This is a genomic window from Geobacter sp. SVR, assembly GCF_016865365.1.
GTDB lineage: Bacteria > Desulfobacterota > Desulfuromonadia > Geobacterales > Pseudopelobacteraceae > Pelotalea.
Genome location: NZ_AP024469.1, coordinates 2882314 through 2895908, shown reverse-complemented (window position 1 = coordinate 2895908; position 13595 = coordinate 2882314). Strand labels below are relative to the sequence as shown.

Here is a 13595-nt window from a genome sequence, read left to right as displayed (position 1 = left end):
TGGCATCGGAGGAAAAAGGGGGGCCTGTATGATCGCTTCAGTTCACGAAAAGGCCGTTGTGGGTTTCGGTACGGCATCTGATTTTTACGAGCGGGGGCGGCCGGAATATCCGAAAGATGCGGTCGACCGGCTGATTCACGAATTGGCCATTGTTCCGGGAACGACCGTGGTGGACGTGGGGGCCGGGACCGGCAAGTTTACCCGGTTGCTGGCGTCGTCGGGGGCGCGGATCATTGCCGTGGAACCGGTGGAGGGGATGCGGCGCAAGCTCGCAGCAGTCTGTCCGTGGATTGAGGTGCGGGACGGGAGCGCCGAGCAGATCCCCCTGCCAAGCGGTTCGGCTGATAGTCTGACGGCGGCCCAGGCCTTTCACTGGTTCCGTGGCGAGGAGGCCCTGGCCGAGTTCCGCCGCGTGCTCCGGCCCGGGGGCGGCTTGGGGCTGATCTGGAACCTCCGGGACGATTCGGTGGATTGGATGGCCTGCCTGGGACGGATCTACGAACGCTATGAAGGCGGGACACCGCGCTACAAAAGCGGCGAGTGGCAACACGCCTTTGCCGCCACGAGCCTGTTCGCGCCGCTGCGGCACTGTGAATTTGCCCATACCCAGATCGGTACGGTCCAGACCCTGGTCGACCGCGTGGCTTCGGCGAGTTTCATTGCGGCGTTGCCTGATGAAACACGGGTGCAGGTGCTGGAAGAGGTCAGGGCCCTGGTGCGCGAACATCCCGAAACCCGGGGCAAGGAGTTCATCCATATTCCCTATCGCACCGACCTGTTCCTGACCTATGCGCTTTGAGGGGGCATCCGGGCCGGGACATGGGAATGATTTGACGCCACAACGGACGTACTCGACAAGAGAGGCCGGGAGACAATTCCCGGCCTCTCTTCGTTTGCAGGTCTTGGCGGATGTAAGCACAACGGGCTGTTTCTACCGTCTTGTGCCCACCAATTCCTCTCTTGCACATTGTGGCCAGCAGCACCGGTGAACCATGAGCGTCAGCGAGTCGGCTCCTGCCGCGCGTTAAGTGGTGTTTTAAGCAATAGGTTATTCCTTTCGCTCTGTGCCCCCCAATTCTTCTCTATGAGTTCAATCAATGCCTTCTCTTTTATTTCCGGCGTTAAGTCGCTGGATCTCCCCAGCTGTTTATTCAATAACGGGTTCAGGGCGCTGTTTTTATTCTCAGGCGCCGCTTGATAGGTCATGATTTTGGCATCATCATTTCCCGAGAAATGCAGGGGATCAAACATTACAAGGCCATCCCGCTTTGTTTTTCTAAATCTAAGTTCGGAATCGATAACATCGCGTTCTTCGGGGGAGACAAAATCCCGTCTGATAGACAAATCTCTGATTCTATTTTCATTTTCTATATCGAATTTCTTTGCTGGCTCGATCACAGTGCATGATGATATGAACATGCTGAGTAGAATTATATGAGCAAGTTTTGGTCTCATTATCAGGTTTGAGATTTTCTTCCATTGCATGGCAGAGCCTTCGCGTCGTTCAGGCAAGCAGCGTTTCCGCACAATGCCGTATCGTGGATTCGATCTTCCTCTTGAAGAGCATTGCTGCAAGAGGGAAGTTACCGGAGATATCTACCTGCGACGTCTTCACGGTCAGCGTCCCTGACACTGAAAAACCCATTGCGGAAAAATTGAACCTGCCCGTATTGCCATCCCACTCCTCATGCAATGCGCTGATCTTGTGAGCAAATTCCTTTTTTGTGTCATCGAGTAGAACCTTGATACGCTTGATGGCTTCATCCTGCGTGAGGCTATGGGGGACAGCCATTTTGAGTTTGGGCATATTCTTTCTCTTTCATTTCTACTAAGGGATGGGAGTCAGGAGGTTATGCGAGGTACGCTATATTCTTCTATTGGAGCCATAAGGGACAACTGCGTCATTTGAAATTTGATGCTCCACTTTCGCCAGAAGTGCAAGCCTGTTCCCGTGACCACATACTATGGACCGGGACTTCAAAAGTGGAAATATACCAAGTTCAGGCCAAGCCCCACAAAAATCGCTCCAAGCAGTCGATTCAGCAGAAGCGAATAGGATGCATTGGTGCGAAGAACACGGCTGATCTTATCCGCCACCAGTACAAGACTGCTCTCTATGGGGATCGACAGTAAGATTACCAGCACTCCCAGGCCAAAGGTCTGCATATGCACATGCCCCAGCTCCGGCCGGACAAACTGCGGAAGAAAGGCCATGAAGAAGAGAGAAACCTTGGGGTTGAGGATGTCGACCAGCACCCCCTGCCGGAAAGCCTGGGAAAAGGTCATGGAGGCTATACCGTCGTCATCCATGCGAAGCAGACCTTCTGTGGACCGGAACGCTTGTATTCCCAGATAAATCAAGTAGGCAGCCCCCACGTATTTCGCCACGGTGAATGCAACCGGGGATGCAACGAGAATCGCCGCAAGACCCAACGCTGCAATCGATACATGGAAAAGAGCCCCGGTGCAGACACCGAGAGCCGCTCCAAACCCGGCATTTCGGCCATGGGCAACGGTACGCGACATGATGTAGATCATGTCCGGCCCAGGCGAGAGATTCAGGATAATCACCGTGGATAAAAATACAAACCAGTAGGAAAAATCGGTCATCTCGTCTCACTCGATAAATGAATAGAGCATATCATGTATAAAACCGGCCGGGATTTGTCCATCCAAAAGTAATCCCAAGCCACGGTCACGGCATGATCATGTTCCTTCGAGCGCAAATACCCGGTAATCCGCCCCCAGGAACCGATGTCGTCTGGCCTCCCTGTATTCCTCGCTGTTGTACCAGGCCATTGCCTCTGCATGCGTCGGAAATTCCAACAGCACGACACCCTGGGCTTCCGGTCCCTCAAGCGTTTCCAGTTTCCCGTAGACGGACAGAGGCTTCATTTCCCGTCCTGCTGCCGCTGCAGGAGCCAGCCTTCCGTACTCCTCGATCTCGCCGCGGTCCCTGATCCTCTCCCTGATGAATATCATGTACACCGGCATAGCTGCCCTCCTATACGGTCTGAATGGTTCCGCCGTCGATCCGGTACTCGACCCCTGTTATCCAGGCAGCCCGGTCCGAAGCAAGAAAGGCCGCCAGCTCCGCCACCTCTTCGGGGCGCCCCGTTCTTCCGAGCGGTATGCCGCCGATGTAGTCCATGATCTCCTGCCGGGCTTCATCGATGCTGATGCCCTTATCCTCCGCAATCTGCCTGACATAGGCGCCGGCCGCCTCGGTCTCGATGAATCCCGGCGAGATGACGTTCACCCGCACGCCATGTTTTCCCACCTCCAGCGACAAAGCCTTGCTGTAGTTATTCAAGGCCGCCTTGGCCGCCGCATAAGCAAGGGTAGATTCATAGATCGGCTTGTGGCTTTGGATGGAGGAGACATGGATGATGACCCCTTTACCCCGCTCCGTCATGCCGGGCAGGAGTCCCCGGTCCAGCCGTACCGCGCCGAAGAGGTTGAGCTCGAACATGTTCTGCCATTCATCGTCGGTTTGATTGATATATCCCCCCATGGGAGATTTCGACCCGCCGGCATTGTTGATCAGGATATCCAGGCAGCCGAACTCCTTTTTGACATGCTCGATAACCTGGTCCGTTCCTTCGCTGGTGGCTATGTCCGCTTCTATCCCTTTCAGCGGAAACTCCGGGGGCATATTTCGCGCAACAACGATGACATCCGCTCCCCCTGCGGCAAGGCGGAGCGCCATGGCCTGCCCCATTCCCTTGGTACCTCCCGTGACCAGCGCCTTTTTCCCCGCAAACTCGTTTTTCATGATTCCTCCGTGTGCGTTTTGGTATCATCCGGGGCCCGCGGTTGACATTTTCCAAGCTACCGATTAGGGTGCACCTATGTCAAGTACACACAAAAAAGTCGGGTACTTACCCGAAAGTAAGCATGAAACCATATCCCCTACCGTGGCTGCCGCGGGCATACAGGATGCTCTGAAGGTGCTGGAGGGGAGGTGGAAACTGCCGATCATCATGAACCTGTTTGCGAACGGCATCATGCGGTTCTCGGAGCTGGAACGAGCCATTCCCGACGTTACGCAGAAGATGCTCATTCAGCAGTTGCGGGCCCTGGAAGCGGATAGGATCGTTCAGAGAACCGTATATCCGCAGGTTCCGCCCCGGGTGGATTACGGACTGACGGAGCAGGGCAGGGGCCTCTGCCCTGCCCTGGATGCGTTGCTGGTATGGGCTGCGCAGCGCAACCCCGAGGCGGAATACGGCGGCTACCATGCGAAATATGAAGTCTTGGAATTGGAGAGGTAATGGAAGGAAGCGGAGTAGAGTCGCATCGGTGAGATGTGCGGGTATGCGTCGTTTGAGGAAGATCAACAGGGTCAGGCTTGCACCATCTGATGGTTATGCTCCACTTTTCAGAATATCAAAGAATGCAAGCAAGCCTCGACCCTCGGTGTCCTTGTTGCTTTCATTTGGAATCAGTTGGTTTTGCCCCGGGAAACCACTCGGTATGCTGGTCGCCGCCGCGGCCCCAATAAGTCACTCGCTGACCGCGTAAAAACGCGATATAGCCCTGCACCCCCGCCTCCATCGCACGCCGAGTAAAGTCCCGGTAATGCTGGCCTTGGTGCTGGCTGTCCCAAATTGCTGCACGCAACCCCACTGCATCGAAATCGGCGGCTACTGGGGGTAGATCTTCATAGTTGATCGGGGTGGTGACAACATCACCTGTGGCGCTGTAAAAGCTTTTCCGCAAGGCAATGTAATCTACATGGTAATACTCAATGCCGGTCTCAGTAAGTCTGCGGACAACCTCTGGAAAGGAAATGATGCCGGAAAGAGTGGCGCGGGCGGTTTCTGCAACGATCTCAGTATCCATGGATGTTTCCTTTGCTGTGCGAGTAAGTAGTACCTTGGCGTTTGGTCTGCTGTAGTGATCAAGCCAGCAGCAGTGCGCCGCCGCACCAGGGCATTCTTGAACGCAGTGACAGCCAAGGTATCCGTCATCCTCTTGTCCATGCTCCAGCCAACAATCCGGCGGGAAAAGACATCCAGAATGACGGCAAGATACAGCCAGCCTTCGGCGGTCCAGATGTAGGTGATATCTCCGGTCCAGAGCCGACCGGGGCTTCGGCCGAAAAGTTGCGCTTGACCAGGTTCGGAGCCACTGGTCGTTTGTGGTCCGAATTCGTCGTGAGCTTGAAGCGGCGCATGGTCTTGACCCTCAGCCCGTGCAGTTTCATCAAGCGCCAGATGCGGTTCTTGCCCACCCGGGTACCTCGAGCGCGAAGCTCGTGGCCAATGCGGCCCGCACCATAGGTCTGGTCACTGTCGTCGAAGGCTGCCTTGATATCGACCAGCAGCGCCCGATCCTCACGCCGCCGCTTGGTCGCTTTGGCATTAAGCTGAGTGTAATACCGGCTCCGAGACACTCCAAAAACGCGGCACATCTCCTTCACTCCGTACTGGCAGCGGTGCTCGGTTATGAACCCGAATATCGATGCGGGTCCGTCGAGAAGATGGCCACTGCTTTTTTTAGAATGTCTCGCTCCCGTTGGAGTCGTTCATTCTCTTTGCGTAGCCGCTTCAGTTCAGCCTCAGGCGACTCCGGAGCAACGCGCCCGACAAACGCGGCGTCTTGATGATCACGGTGCTTCTGCACCCAGCCCTTCAAAACTCCGTAAGTGATCCCGAGGCTACGTTCAACCTCGCGAACACTCAAACCATCTTCAACAACCATGCGCACGGCTTCGCGCTTGAAGTCTGAATCGTACCGTCGATTGACCATGGACACACCTCCTGTTCCCGTTAGGGTAATTGATGTGTCCGCTAAAGTGAAGATAGCTCACCTTGTTAGCCAAGGCAATATTTGCAGATTTCTTCGACATGCAGTGCGGTAGTATTAAGGAGAGATATATTCGCGTCGTTATCGGCAAAAATCAAGGGGAGTTCGGTGCATCCGAGAATCGCAGCCTCGATGCCGTCCCGTTCTCTCATGCCTTCGATAATGCTCAGTAAAGAAGAGCGTGTATCCTCTTTCATGATTCCCTTTTCAATCTCGGTGACAAGCTTTTCCTGAATGAACTGCTGGTCTTGGTCGTCCGGCACGACAAAAGTGATGGATTATTTCCCGCCCTGCTGCCGCTACAGGGGCCAGTCTTCCGTACTCCTTGATCTCGCTGCGGTCCCTGATCCTCTACCTGATGAATATCATGTACACCGGTATGACTCCCTCCTATACGGCCTGGATGGTTCCACCAAAACCATACCGGAAACTCGTACTTTCAAACTGCTTACTTGACAGAGAAGCTTACGAGGCCTCTGCCAGCATCACATACCAACAAAAAGGGCGACCATCAAGTATGGCCGCCCTTTTTTTGTCGATATCTAAGATAAGTTACATTGGTTGTCTCTGTCGCTTTCGAGTAGCAATCATTGCAAGAAATTCAAATACGATATTTGCTGCCAGAATGGAGGTTATCTGACCACTGTCGAATAACGGGTTTACCTCAACTATATCTACGCCGATGATGTTTAGATCGCGCAGTGCTCTGAGTATCTGGAGCATTTCGCGAGTTAGATAGCCGCCTACTTCCGGAGCTCCAGAACCAGGGGCGACAGAAACGTCCATGATATCAATATCAAAAGAGAAGAAAACTGGTAAGCCTTGAGTACGTTCAAGAATAGCATTGGCTACCATTTGGGAACCAAGCGCAGCCGCCTCGTCCATTGTAATGATCTTGTATCCTAAAGTCTCAGAATATTCGCGGGTCATTTCAGGATAAATAGTTCCATTCATCCCCACCTGGATGGACTTTGAGGTGTCGACAAGACCTTCTTCCACGGCACGACGAAATTGGGTGCCGTGGGTGTATTTGATTTCATCATAATAGACGTCACCTGTATCAAGGTGGGCGTCAAAATGTACCAAAGCTACCTTACCGTATTTTTTTGCTGCAGCTCTTAACAGCGGTAAGGAAATCGAGTGGTCCCCTCCTAAAGCGATTGGGATAACCCCTTCCTGAAATATCGGGGATACTTCACATTCAACAACCTCGTATGTTCGCTCAACAGAACCGGGTATGACGGCAGAATCTCCAAAATCCACAACCTTGATATGCTCTAGAGGCGCTATATTATGGGCAATATGATAGTTTCTCAGGCACAGTTTCCCCTGCGAACGGATGGACTCCGGTGCAAAACGGGAACCAATTCGAAAGGCTCCGTCTGAATCAAACGGGATGCCGATGATTGCAACATCTACCTCGTTAAGGTCACGAGTATGGGGCAGTCGCATAAAACTCGTAATTCCGCAGAAACGTGGAGCACTTGAGATTACTGATCCAATAGTTTTGTTATCCATTGCTTCTCCTTATAATTTTCTGTCAAACCTCATCCCGGAGCAGAGACCTGAACGGGGAATTGCCGTTCGTTAAATACTTTGGATGCACATTTTATCCTCTTGTGCGCTGACATCGAGCACCACAAGGTCGAGCGTTAAGTTTTCGTCATTTGTGCTGAAAACTCGACGTGAACTGACAAGATGCTGCATTCTGCCAAGAAAAGCTTCGAGTTTATGTAATTTTACAGGGTAGTCAGGAGTATCTTCATATTCTATTTTAGATTGAAAAATACTACTTGTATTCCATCGTTTTGGAAAAATAGTCTGATTGGCTTGTTGTGAAAGATGATCCAGTTCGGAATTCAATCTTAATTCCAGTTTGTTTCGAATAGTGAAAAATGGGCGCACATTTCGTTCTTCGATATTTTTTTCCAAGAAATCAACAGTTTGCTCAAAATCGTCTATGGTTTCCGAAGGGTAGTTATGAAACAGCATGAGTTTATTGAGGATGCCCTTTTCGCGACTATCTTTCAGAATGGTTTGCACTTTTTCTATGGAGATTCCCTTTGCCATCTCTTTCAACATTCTTGGGGAGGCGGATTCAAGCCCCCATTCAATGACCTTGATGCCGCCACGTGCCCAAAGATCGAGAATCTCTGGAGTGAAGCCATTTTGAAAGCGAGCATATGTAAGGATGTTTATATCTAAGCCTCTTTGAATAAGCTCCCGGGCGATTGCAGTACCGATCGTAATATCCAGCATATCGTCGGTAAAATGAAAATAACGTGTATGATACTTTTGGACAAAATACTCGATGTCATCGACAACAGCACTCGCTGTTCTTTCATAGTAACTGGTGTACGTTTGATGATGGACACAAAACTTACAAATAGCCCATTTACAACCTCGAGAAGCACTGATTGGCAAGGTGGGAAGAAGGAATTTATCCAGTGGAAATCCATCGAAATCTGGGCGATATACTGAATTGCTTGGTTCGTGTTTTGGCTCGTTTATACGAACAGTGCCATCTATGTCACGGTAAATGACCCCATCTATAGTATCTACAGGGACTCCCTGAACAAACTTTACCAAGCTGACCTCGGATTCTTTCAAAAAGGCGACGTTGATGAATGGGTAATGCCGGATGAAATTGTCGCGAAATATAGAGACATCAGGTCCTCCTACAACTATAGTTCCTTGGTAAACCTTGCGTAAACGCTTTGCGAACCAAAGCGTTGCCTTGCGTTGAATATCGAGTACTGAAAAACTGACAATACGGGAATTGATGGCTGCAATCGATTTGATCTTGTCCTTCATGAAGCGAATTACCACGTTGTCCTGCGCTATCGGGGCATTCAGCTCGTCCAATGTGATTGCAAGATCGATAACATTGTGCAGCAAGCTTGCTATGGTAAAGAGAATCAGGGTGTTGTTACTCGACTCTGTTGAGGTAAAGATTTGTTTGTATTTACGCTCCAGCAATTGACTTTTTACGCTTTCCAAAGCACCAAATCCAATGGTAGTATCAATATTATTCAGGTAAATAACCATGTTTTTTACCCGAGTGTACTCTTCAGGATCGCTGATAAAGTATTCACATATTGCTGGTAAAAACTCATAGGTGATTTCTTCAAGGCATCTTTGAGTAAGTAGAATATCCTTAAGTTCAACATTAACATCTTGTTGAATAACCGTAATCCCATCATTCCGGAGTGCACGTGTCAGTGTTGGTATAGATAAGCTCGGATAGTCAATATTGTGATTTGGCAACTTCAACAAGATAATATCAATTTCAACACTCATCTACCCCTCCCGGTTCATTAAATAAAAATTGGTGATTGACACTCGTAAGAATCGAACACAAAATCCCAATCATGATCTAAGGCAATCGATTTTTTTGTGTAATGAAACTGATGGTTGTCGACTGCTGATGTAGTCCGATGCTGTAAGCCGGCACGGAAGCTATGATCAATTTTTTGAACCTTTCTTAAGCATGCGATGGAGGTTCTTGCCTCACCTGGAGAATATCGCTGAACATCTCGACGGATTATATGTTGTAGAAAATTCTGCTCTTTTGTGATGAAAAAGAGTCGCATTAATCCATTCGTCATGAAGGGAACTGTTTCTTCTACCCAGGGAAAACATTCCCAAAAATCGATGATCTCGTTTGCAAAGTGGTCCATATTTTCGATCTGGGCAAAAAGGGGGATATCGATAATCGGTGGGTATTTTTCGAAGAATGCTTGTAAATAGCTCTTACTTGATAGTATGGGGTTCAGGTAATCTTTTATTGATGGAAGAGAACGATCTGGCGTTACCAGATTAAACCGCACACGGCATTGCAGAAAAAGCTGTTCTGCTTTGCGCAACAAGCTTTCCAGAGAGTTGGTATACTGGTGAAACGGCTGAGAGTCGGTTACAGAGAAAACCACCTGCAGGCGGGGGCTGCGCGTATCAAGTTTTGCTAACGCCTCAAGGGTCTCGACTGAAGTTTTATCCTCGTTAATCATAATCGCGATGATAGGATCTTGTTTTAATTCTCCCGGCACCTCTCGAATGGTTAGAATGGTGTCTTCTAACATGTTCAGCACTACGGGAGAATCTTCGACCACATGGATAATGATGAATAATTTACCCAACTCATTTTTGTAATACCCGGAAACGGCATCGTGCACGCGGATCATTTCTGCAAGATGATCCGTATAGGAAGTCATATAAAGATGAACAATTTGATGGTGGGTTGCATGCAGGTTGTCATGAATCATTCGATTGCCTCCTCAGAAATTTTCGGCACTATCACAGCTCTCGTGGTTCTCAAAAAAACATTTTGAGACCAATATGGAAACCCAGTCCAACCATGACGGCCACCCCCCCGCGACGCAGAAAAACATACGTCAGGACGGTGATGACGGCCGCAACGATATACGTTGCTGAGTATTCCAACTTGCATGAATTATTATGAATAAAAATCGAGGTTGATACGATTGATGACATAATCACAACAGGGATCAAGTCAAGATGCTCTCGAATCCAGGTCGGAATTTTGTCTTGAGGAATCAATAAATGCCCAGCTCGAGTTACATACGTAACCACAGCCATTAGTCCGATAAGGGTCAACAGCTTTGTCTGCATCTTTATGCCTCCCGGACGTACGTTGAGAACAAGTTTTTGACTGCCACAACAGTGCAGAACCCAAGAATGCTTGCGGCCACAATGGCCCCTTCACCCAGCCCTGCTTGGTGCAGTATTACCGCGCTGCCGCTACTCACGATTGCGGCAAGTCGGTTTTGGGGAGAGCGAAGACGGGGAAACAGCATTACTAGAAAAGCCGCACACATGGCGAAATCCACCCCCAATGCGAGCGGGTCGGTAATAACTCGGCTCACTGCGCATCCAATCGCAGTTCCAAGTACCCAGAACAGATATACCAGGCTATACGCATACACTTGATAGTGCAGGTTATACCCCTTGGTGGTGAATCTATTGATGACCACCACATACGGTTCGTCTGACAAGCCGAACGCAAGCAAAAAGCGTTGCCATTTTGGCTGAAGCGCACTGTATGGCAGCAATGAGATACCCATAAGAAAGAACCGGACGTTCACCAACATGACAAATCCGATCAGCAGTGGAATTTGATCAATTCCGGATGTGTACATGTTCACTACGACGAACTGGGCAAGTCCCGCATAGACCGTTGCCGACATCAGGATGACATAAAAAGCCGGGATTCCGGAGGTGACCCCAAAAATCCCGAAGGCTATTGCAAAAGGTAACATCCCCACTATCAGAGGATTGAGATCTCGCGCTGCGTTCCACAACACCGAATTGCCTGTACGCTGTGTGTTTTTCATATTGCTATCCAATGTTGGTGATGTGTAGTTGCATTCTGCGGATGCCCTAAAAAGAGGATCGCTTTTGAGTGCGGACTGTATACCATTTAAAATAAAATTTAGTCAATTGGAAAAAGTATATAAATAAATAAAAATTAGTTTAACTTTAAAGTGATCACCCGCAACATATTTTGTTGGATGTTGGCATGGCTCAGCAGGTTGTAAAGAAGGTTTGGAGGATAATATATTAAGTTCTCAAATGATTTTTGTTAGTGAGACTTCATCTGAAACGAAAGGCAATGGGAGAAATAGCAGTGACGAAAACCCCCCATAGGCTGACCTGTCTTCGCAATAGAGGACACACTCAAAATTCTATGCTGCCACCTTTAGCTCCTGCTGCTCAAATTGGTCAGGAGAGAGATAGCCAATCGCAGAGTGAATCCTCTTGCGGTTGTAAAAGCCTTCGATGTAACGAAATATCCGGCTCTGTGCTTCTTGCCGGGTCGTGAAGGAGCAGTGGTAAATTAGCTCCCTCTTCAGTGTGGAGAAAAAGGTTTCCGTAATTGCATTGTCATAGCAGCACCCGGTTCCGCTCATACTTTGGATGCCAGCTGCTTTCTCGACCACGGCACGAAACCGTTTGCTGCAATACTGTGACCCTCGATCCGTGTGGAAAATAAATCCTGGTGATGGCCGACGCCTGACTATCGCATTGGTAAGAGCAGCTATAACAAGATCGTCTGTCATGCGTTTGTTCATGCTCCAGCCCACGATCCGGCGGGAGAACACGTCAAGGACCACTGCCAAGTACAACCAACCCTGGGCCGTCTCAATGTACGTTATGTCACCGGTCCAAAGCCGATTAGGAGCGGCAGCGGAGAATTGACGCTTCACCAGATTGTCAGCTACAGGACGCTTGTGATCTGAGTTCGTCGTAATCTTGAACTTCCGCGTCGTCTTGACTTTAAGGCCGTTTTCGCGCATCAGGCGCCAGATGCGGTTTTTTCCGACGCGCCGCCCTAGCTGGCGTAGTTTATTGGTGATCCGTTTCGCACCATATGTGCTTTCGCTATCTTCGAAGGCGGATTTAATTGTTGGCAACAACGTCTGGTCTTCGCGCTGCCGTCTCGTTACTCTGCCGGCCGTATGAGCGTAGTACCAACTCCGAGTCACTCCCAGAACTCGGCACATCTCCTTCACTCCGAATTCGGAGCGGTGCTCGGTTATGAACCCGAATAACGATGTGGGTCCGTCGAGAAGATGGCCACAGCTTTTTTTAGGATTTCACGCTCCCGGCGGAGTTGTTCGTTCTCTTTGCGTAGTTGCTTAAGCTCTGCTTCTGCAGATCCCTGCCTGGCAATGGCCGGATTTTGCTGGTCACGATGCTTCTGGAGCCACCCTTTTAAAACTCCATGGGTGATCCCGAGGCTGCTTTCAACTTCGCGGATGGTGCGGTTGTCTTCTAGAACCAGCTTCAACGCTTCAGCTTTAAACTCGGCATCGTACTTGTGCGGTGTGTTGCGTTGTGACTCCATCCGTCGGCCTGTCCTGGGGTGTGGCGGCGGCTGGTGTGGCCGGCTCAGGGGTGACGGTCAGTGCCGGAGAGGCGACAGGCGGGCCTGATGGCTGAACTATGGATTCTAGACCGCGCATTTTATCGTCGGCGCCAGAGAACTGGGAATCAAACGCTTGCAGGGACTGCGGTGGTGCTCCCGATGGGCCGTGAGATGGCATCGGTGGCGGTGCCGGCTGATGCAATGACTTTATTTCGCTGCCGGTGGCGAGCTTGGAGGGTCCGTCAGTCCCATATTCCCCCTCACCGTCTCCTGGATGGCCGTAGCTCCATCGATCGGCTTGCCGTTGGCTATCGGGAACGGAAGATCAGCTGGGTCAGGCTTGCACCATTTGATATTTATGCTCAACTTTCCCCGAATATCAAAGAGTGCAAGCCTGATCCATTGTTTGTGATCCATACGGATCGCGAAGCAAACTCATTTTTACCATAATAACCAAATTAAAAGGCTATAAATAAATAACAAACAACCCATATAACTATTGATTCACCCGCACCTGATACCTCGATTTGCCATGTTTTAAAAATTATCTTACCTTTGTTTGCCTGAGAAGAGTGACAATTCCCAAATAAATAGCAGTATCTATTGGCAGGCCGGCTATAACTTTAAAATTGTCTTGTAGATATATACGTGGCATATCGAACAAGACGATATATGCTTCCGTTCCAATTCCTACTATTGCAAAAATAAAATGCCACCATAATAACTGTAACAAAGGCTTATCTATGATTGTTATTAATGGGTTCGTTGCTGTCTTGTTCCATAACGCCTCCTGCAAGATATTGTCATGTTGAGTTGAGGCATCAGCTCTCTTTCACTGAATGAATTCGAAGCCACGAGTATGCCGGTGAAATATTGGGGATATCCACTCTGCGAAGTA

19 protein-coding genes are annotated in these 13595 nt (G+C 49.8%); 2 read left to right on the top strand and 17 right to left on the bottom strand.

What is annotated here, in order from left to right; all coding sequences use genetic code 11:
* Positions 1-28 precede the first annotated feature (28 nt).
* Complete coding sequence (locus GSVR_RS13580) at positions 29-799, top strand: class I SAM-dependent methyltransferase (RefSeq protein WP_173202378.1); 771 nt, start codon at positions 29-31, stop codon at positions 797-799.
* 200 nt (positions 800-999) lie between these two features.
* Here GSVR_RS13580 and GSVR_RS13575 read toward each other — a convergent pair whose 3' ends face one another.
* From GSVR_RS13575 to GSVR_RS13555, 5 genes are all read right to left on the bottom strand, one after another.
* Entirely contained in the window at positions 1000-1485 is a 486-nt protein-coding gene (locus GSVR_RS13575) for a hypothetical protein (RefSeq protein WP_173202377.1), read from the bottom strand.
* A 19-nt stretch (positions 1486-1504) separates the two neighbouring features.
* On the bottom strand, positions 1505-1807 hold the full coding sequence (locus tag GSVR_RS13570; RefSeq protein ID WP_173202376.1) for a polyhydroxyalkanoic acid system family protein: 303 nt from the start codon (positions 1805-1807) through the stop codon (positions 1505-1507).
* Between the two features lie 170 nt (positions 1808-1977).
* Entirely contained in the window at positions 1978-2610 is a 633-nt protein-coding gene (locus GSVR_RS13565) for a LysE family translocator (protein ID WP_173202375.1), read from the bottom strand.
* A 96-nt stretch (positions 2611-2706) separates the two neighbouring features.
* A complete protein-coding gene (locus tag GSVR_RS13560; protein WP_173202374.1) occupies positions 2707-2994 on the bottom strand; it encodes a DUF1330 domain-containing protein in 288 nt (95 codons plus the stop codon).
* Positions 2995-3004: 10 nt separating this feature from the next.
* Positions 3005-3775 carry an SDR family oxidoreductase gene (locus tag GSVR_RS13555; protein ID WP_173202373.1) on the bottom strand — a complete coding sequence of 257 codons (771 nt, stop codon included), beginning with the start codon at positions 3773-3775 and terminating at the stop codon, positions 3005-3007.
* Positions 3776-3851: 76 nt separating this feature from the next.
* On the opposite strand from GSVR_RS13555, the gene GSVR_RS13550 reads away from it, so the two are divergent.
* Positions 3852-4274 carry a helix-turn-helix domain-containing protein gene (locus tag GSVR_RS13550; protein WP_173202372.1) on the top strand — a complete coding sequence of 141 codons (423 nt, stop codon included), beginning with the start codon at positions 3852-3854 and terminating at the stop codon, positions 4272-4274.
* Between the two features lie 160 nt (positions 4275-4434).
* On the opposite strand, the gene GSVR_RS13545 is transcribed toward GSVR_RS13550, so the two are convergent.
* The 12 genes from GSVR_RS13545 to GSVR_RS13495 all read right to left on the bottom strand — a co-directional run bounded on the left by GSVR_RS13545 (position 4435) and on the right by GSVR_RS13495 (position 12676).
* On the bottom strand, positions 4435-4845 hold the full coding sequence (locus GSVR_RS13545) for a DUF1398 family protein (RefSeq protein WP_173202371.1): 411 nt from the start codon (positions 4843-4845) through the stop codon (positions 4435-4437).
* Positions 4734-5039: a DDE-type integrase/transposase/recombinase gene (locus tag GSVR_RS22425; RefSeq protein ID WP_370552081.1), complete on the bottom strand. Its 306-nt coding sequence runs from the start codon at positions 5037-5039 to the stop codon at positions 4734-4736. The genes GSVR_RS13545 and GSVR_RS22425 overlap by 112 nt, the downstream gene beginning before the upstream one ends.
* The gene (locus tag GSVR_RS22080; RefSeq protein WP_239077333.1) at positions 4970-5416 is read right to left on the bottom strand and encodes an IS3 family transposase; all 447 of its coding nucleotides are present in this window, start codon (positions 5414-5416) and stop codon (positions 4970-4972) included. The genes GSVR_RS22425 and GSVR_RS22080 overlap by 70 nt, the downstream gene beginning before the upstream one ends.
* Positions 5417-5448: 32 nt before the next feature.
* Positions 5449-5754, bottom strand: coding sequence for a transposase (locus tag GSVR_RS13535; RefSeq protein ID WP_173202370.1), 306 nt, complete (start codon positions 5752-5754; stop codon positions 5449-5451).
* 65 nt (positions 5755-5819) lie between these two features.
* A complete protein-coding gene (locus GSVR_RS13530) occupies positions 5820-6074 on the bottom strand; it encodes an aspartate/glutamate racemase family protein (RefSeq protein WP_173202369.1) in 255 nt (84 codons plus the stop codon).
* A 289-nt stretch (positions 6075-6363) separates the two neighbouring features.
* Positions 6364-7329 (bottom strand): agmatinase, encoded by a 966-nt coding sequence (gene speB, locus GSVR_RS13525; RefSeq protein ID WP_173202368.1) that lies wholly within the window; start codon positions 7327-7329, stop codon positions 6364-6366.
* Between the two features lie 69 nt (positions 7330-7398).
* A complete protein-coding gene (locus tag GSVR_RS13520; RefSeq protein ID WP_173202367.1) occupies positions 7399-9111 on the bottom strand; it encodes a radical SAM protein in 1713 nt (570 codons plus the stop codon).
* A gap of 17 nt (positions 9112-9128) precedes the next feature.
* Positions 9129-10073 (bottom strand): hypothetical protein, encoded by a 945-nt coding sequence (locus tag GSVR_RS13515; protein WP_173202366.1) that lies wholly within the window; start codon positions 10071-10073, stop codon positions 9129-9131.
* A 49-nt stretch (positions 10074-10122) separates the two neighbouring features.
* Positions 10123-10440, bottom strand: coding sequence for an AzlD domain-containing protein (locus GSVR_RS13510; protein ID WP_173202365.1), 318 nt, complete (start codon positions 10438-10440; stop codon positions 10123-10125).
* Between the two features lie 2 nt (positions 10441-10442).
* The gene (locus GSVR_RS13505; protein WP_173202364.1) at positions 10443-11162 is read right to left on the bottom strand and encodes an AzlC family ABC transporter permease; all 720 of its coding nucleotides are present in this window, start codon (positions 11160-11162) and stop codon (positions 10443-10445) included.
* Between the two features lie 351 nt (positions 11163-11513).
* Positions 11514-12368: an IS3 family transposase gene (locus GSVR_RS13500; RefSeq protein WP_203978885.1), complete on the bottom strand. Its 855-nt coding sequence runs from the start codon at positions 12366-12368 to the stop codon at positions 11514-11516.
* On the bottom strand, positions 12365-12676 hold the full coding sequence (locus tag GSVR_RS13495) for a transposase (protein ID WP_173202363.1): 312 nt from the start codon (positions 12674-12676) through the stop codon (positions 12365-12367). Before GSVR_RS13495 ends, GSVR_RS13500 begins: the two co-directional genes overlap by 4 nt.
* Positions 12677-13595 lie beyond the last annotated feature (919 nt).

What these genes read in the sequence shown, in the direction of transcription:
- GSVR_RS13580 (WP_173202378.1), top strand. Translation starts at nt 29, where the DNA reads ATGATCGCTTCAGTTCACGAAAAGGCCGTTGTGGGTTTCGGTACGGCA.
- GSVR_RS13570 (WP_173202376.1), bottom strand. Translation starts at nt 1,807, where the DNA reads ATGCCCAAACTCAAAATGGCTGTCCCCCATAGCCTCACGCAGGATGAA.
- GSVR_RS13505 (WP_173202364.1), bottom strand. Translation starts at nt 11,162, where the DNA reads ATGAAAAACACACAGCGTACAGGCAATTCGGTGTTGTGGAACGCAGCG.
- GSVR_RS13565 (WP_173202375.1), bottom strand. Translation starts at nt 2,610, where the DNA reads ATGACCGATTTTTCCTACTGGTTTGTATTTTTATCCACGGTGATTATC.
- GSVR_RS13555 (WP_173202373.1), bottom strand. Translation starts at nt 3,775, where the DNA reads ATGAAAAACGAGTTTGCGGGGAAAAAGGCGCTGGTCACGGGAGGTACC.
- GSVR_RS13520 (WP_173202367.1), bottom strand. Translation starts at nt 9,111, where the DNA reads ATGAGTGTTGAAATTGATATTATCTTGTTGAAGTTGCCAAATCACAAT.
- GSVR_RS13560 (WP_173202374.1), bottom strand. Translation starts at nt 2,994, where the DNA reads ATGCCGGTGTACATGATATTCATCAGGGAGAGGATCAGGGACCGCGGC.
- GSVR_RS13545 (WP_173202371.1), bottom strand. Translation starts at nt 4,845, where the DNA reads ATGGATACTGAGATCGTTGCAGAAACCGCCCGCGCCACTCTTTCCGGC.
- GSVR_RS22080 (WP_239077333.1), bottom strand. Translation starts at nt 5,416, where the DNA reads ATGTGCCGCGTTTTTGGAGTGTCTCGGAGCCGGTATTACACTCAGCTT.
- GSVR_RS13550 (WP_173202372.1), top strand. Translation starts at nt 3,852, where the DNA reads ATGTCAAGTACACACAAAAAAGTCGGGTACTTACCCGAAAGTAAGCAT.
- speB (WP_173202368.1), bottom strand. Translation starts at nt 7,329, where the DNA reads ATGGATAACAAAACTATTGGATCAGTAATCTCAAGTGCTCCACGTTTC.
- GSVR_RS13510 (WP_173202365.1), bottom strand. Translation starts at nt 10,440, where the DNA reads ATGCAGACAAAGCTGTTGACCCTTATCGGACTAATGGCTGTGGTTACG.
- GSVR_RS13515 (WP_173202366.1), bottom strand. Translation starts at nt 10,073, where the DNA reads ATGATTCATGACAACCTGCATGCAACCCACCATCAAATTGTTCATCTT.
- GSVR_RS13575 (WP_173202377.1), bottom strand. Translation starts at nt 1,485, where the DNA reads ATGCAATGGAAGAAAATCTCAAACCTGATAATGAGACCAAAACTTGCT.
- GSVR_RS13535 (WP_173202370.1), bottom strand. Translation starts at nt 5,754, where the DNA reads ATGGTCAATCGACGGTACGATTCAGACTTCAAGCGCGAAGCCGTGCGC.
- GSVR_RS13495 (WP_173202363.1), bottom strand. Translation starts at nt 12,676, where the DNA reads ATGGAGTCACAACGCAACACACCGCACAAGTACGATGCCGAGTTTAAA.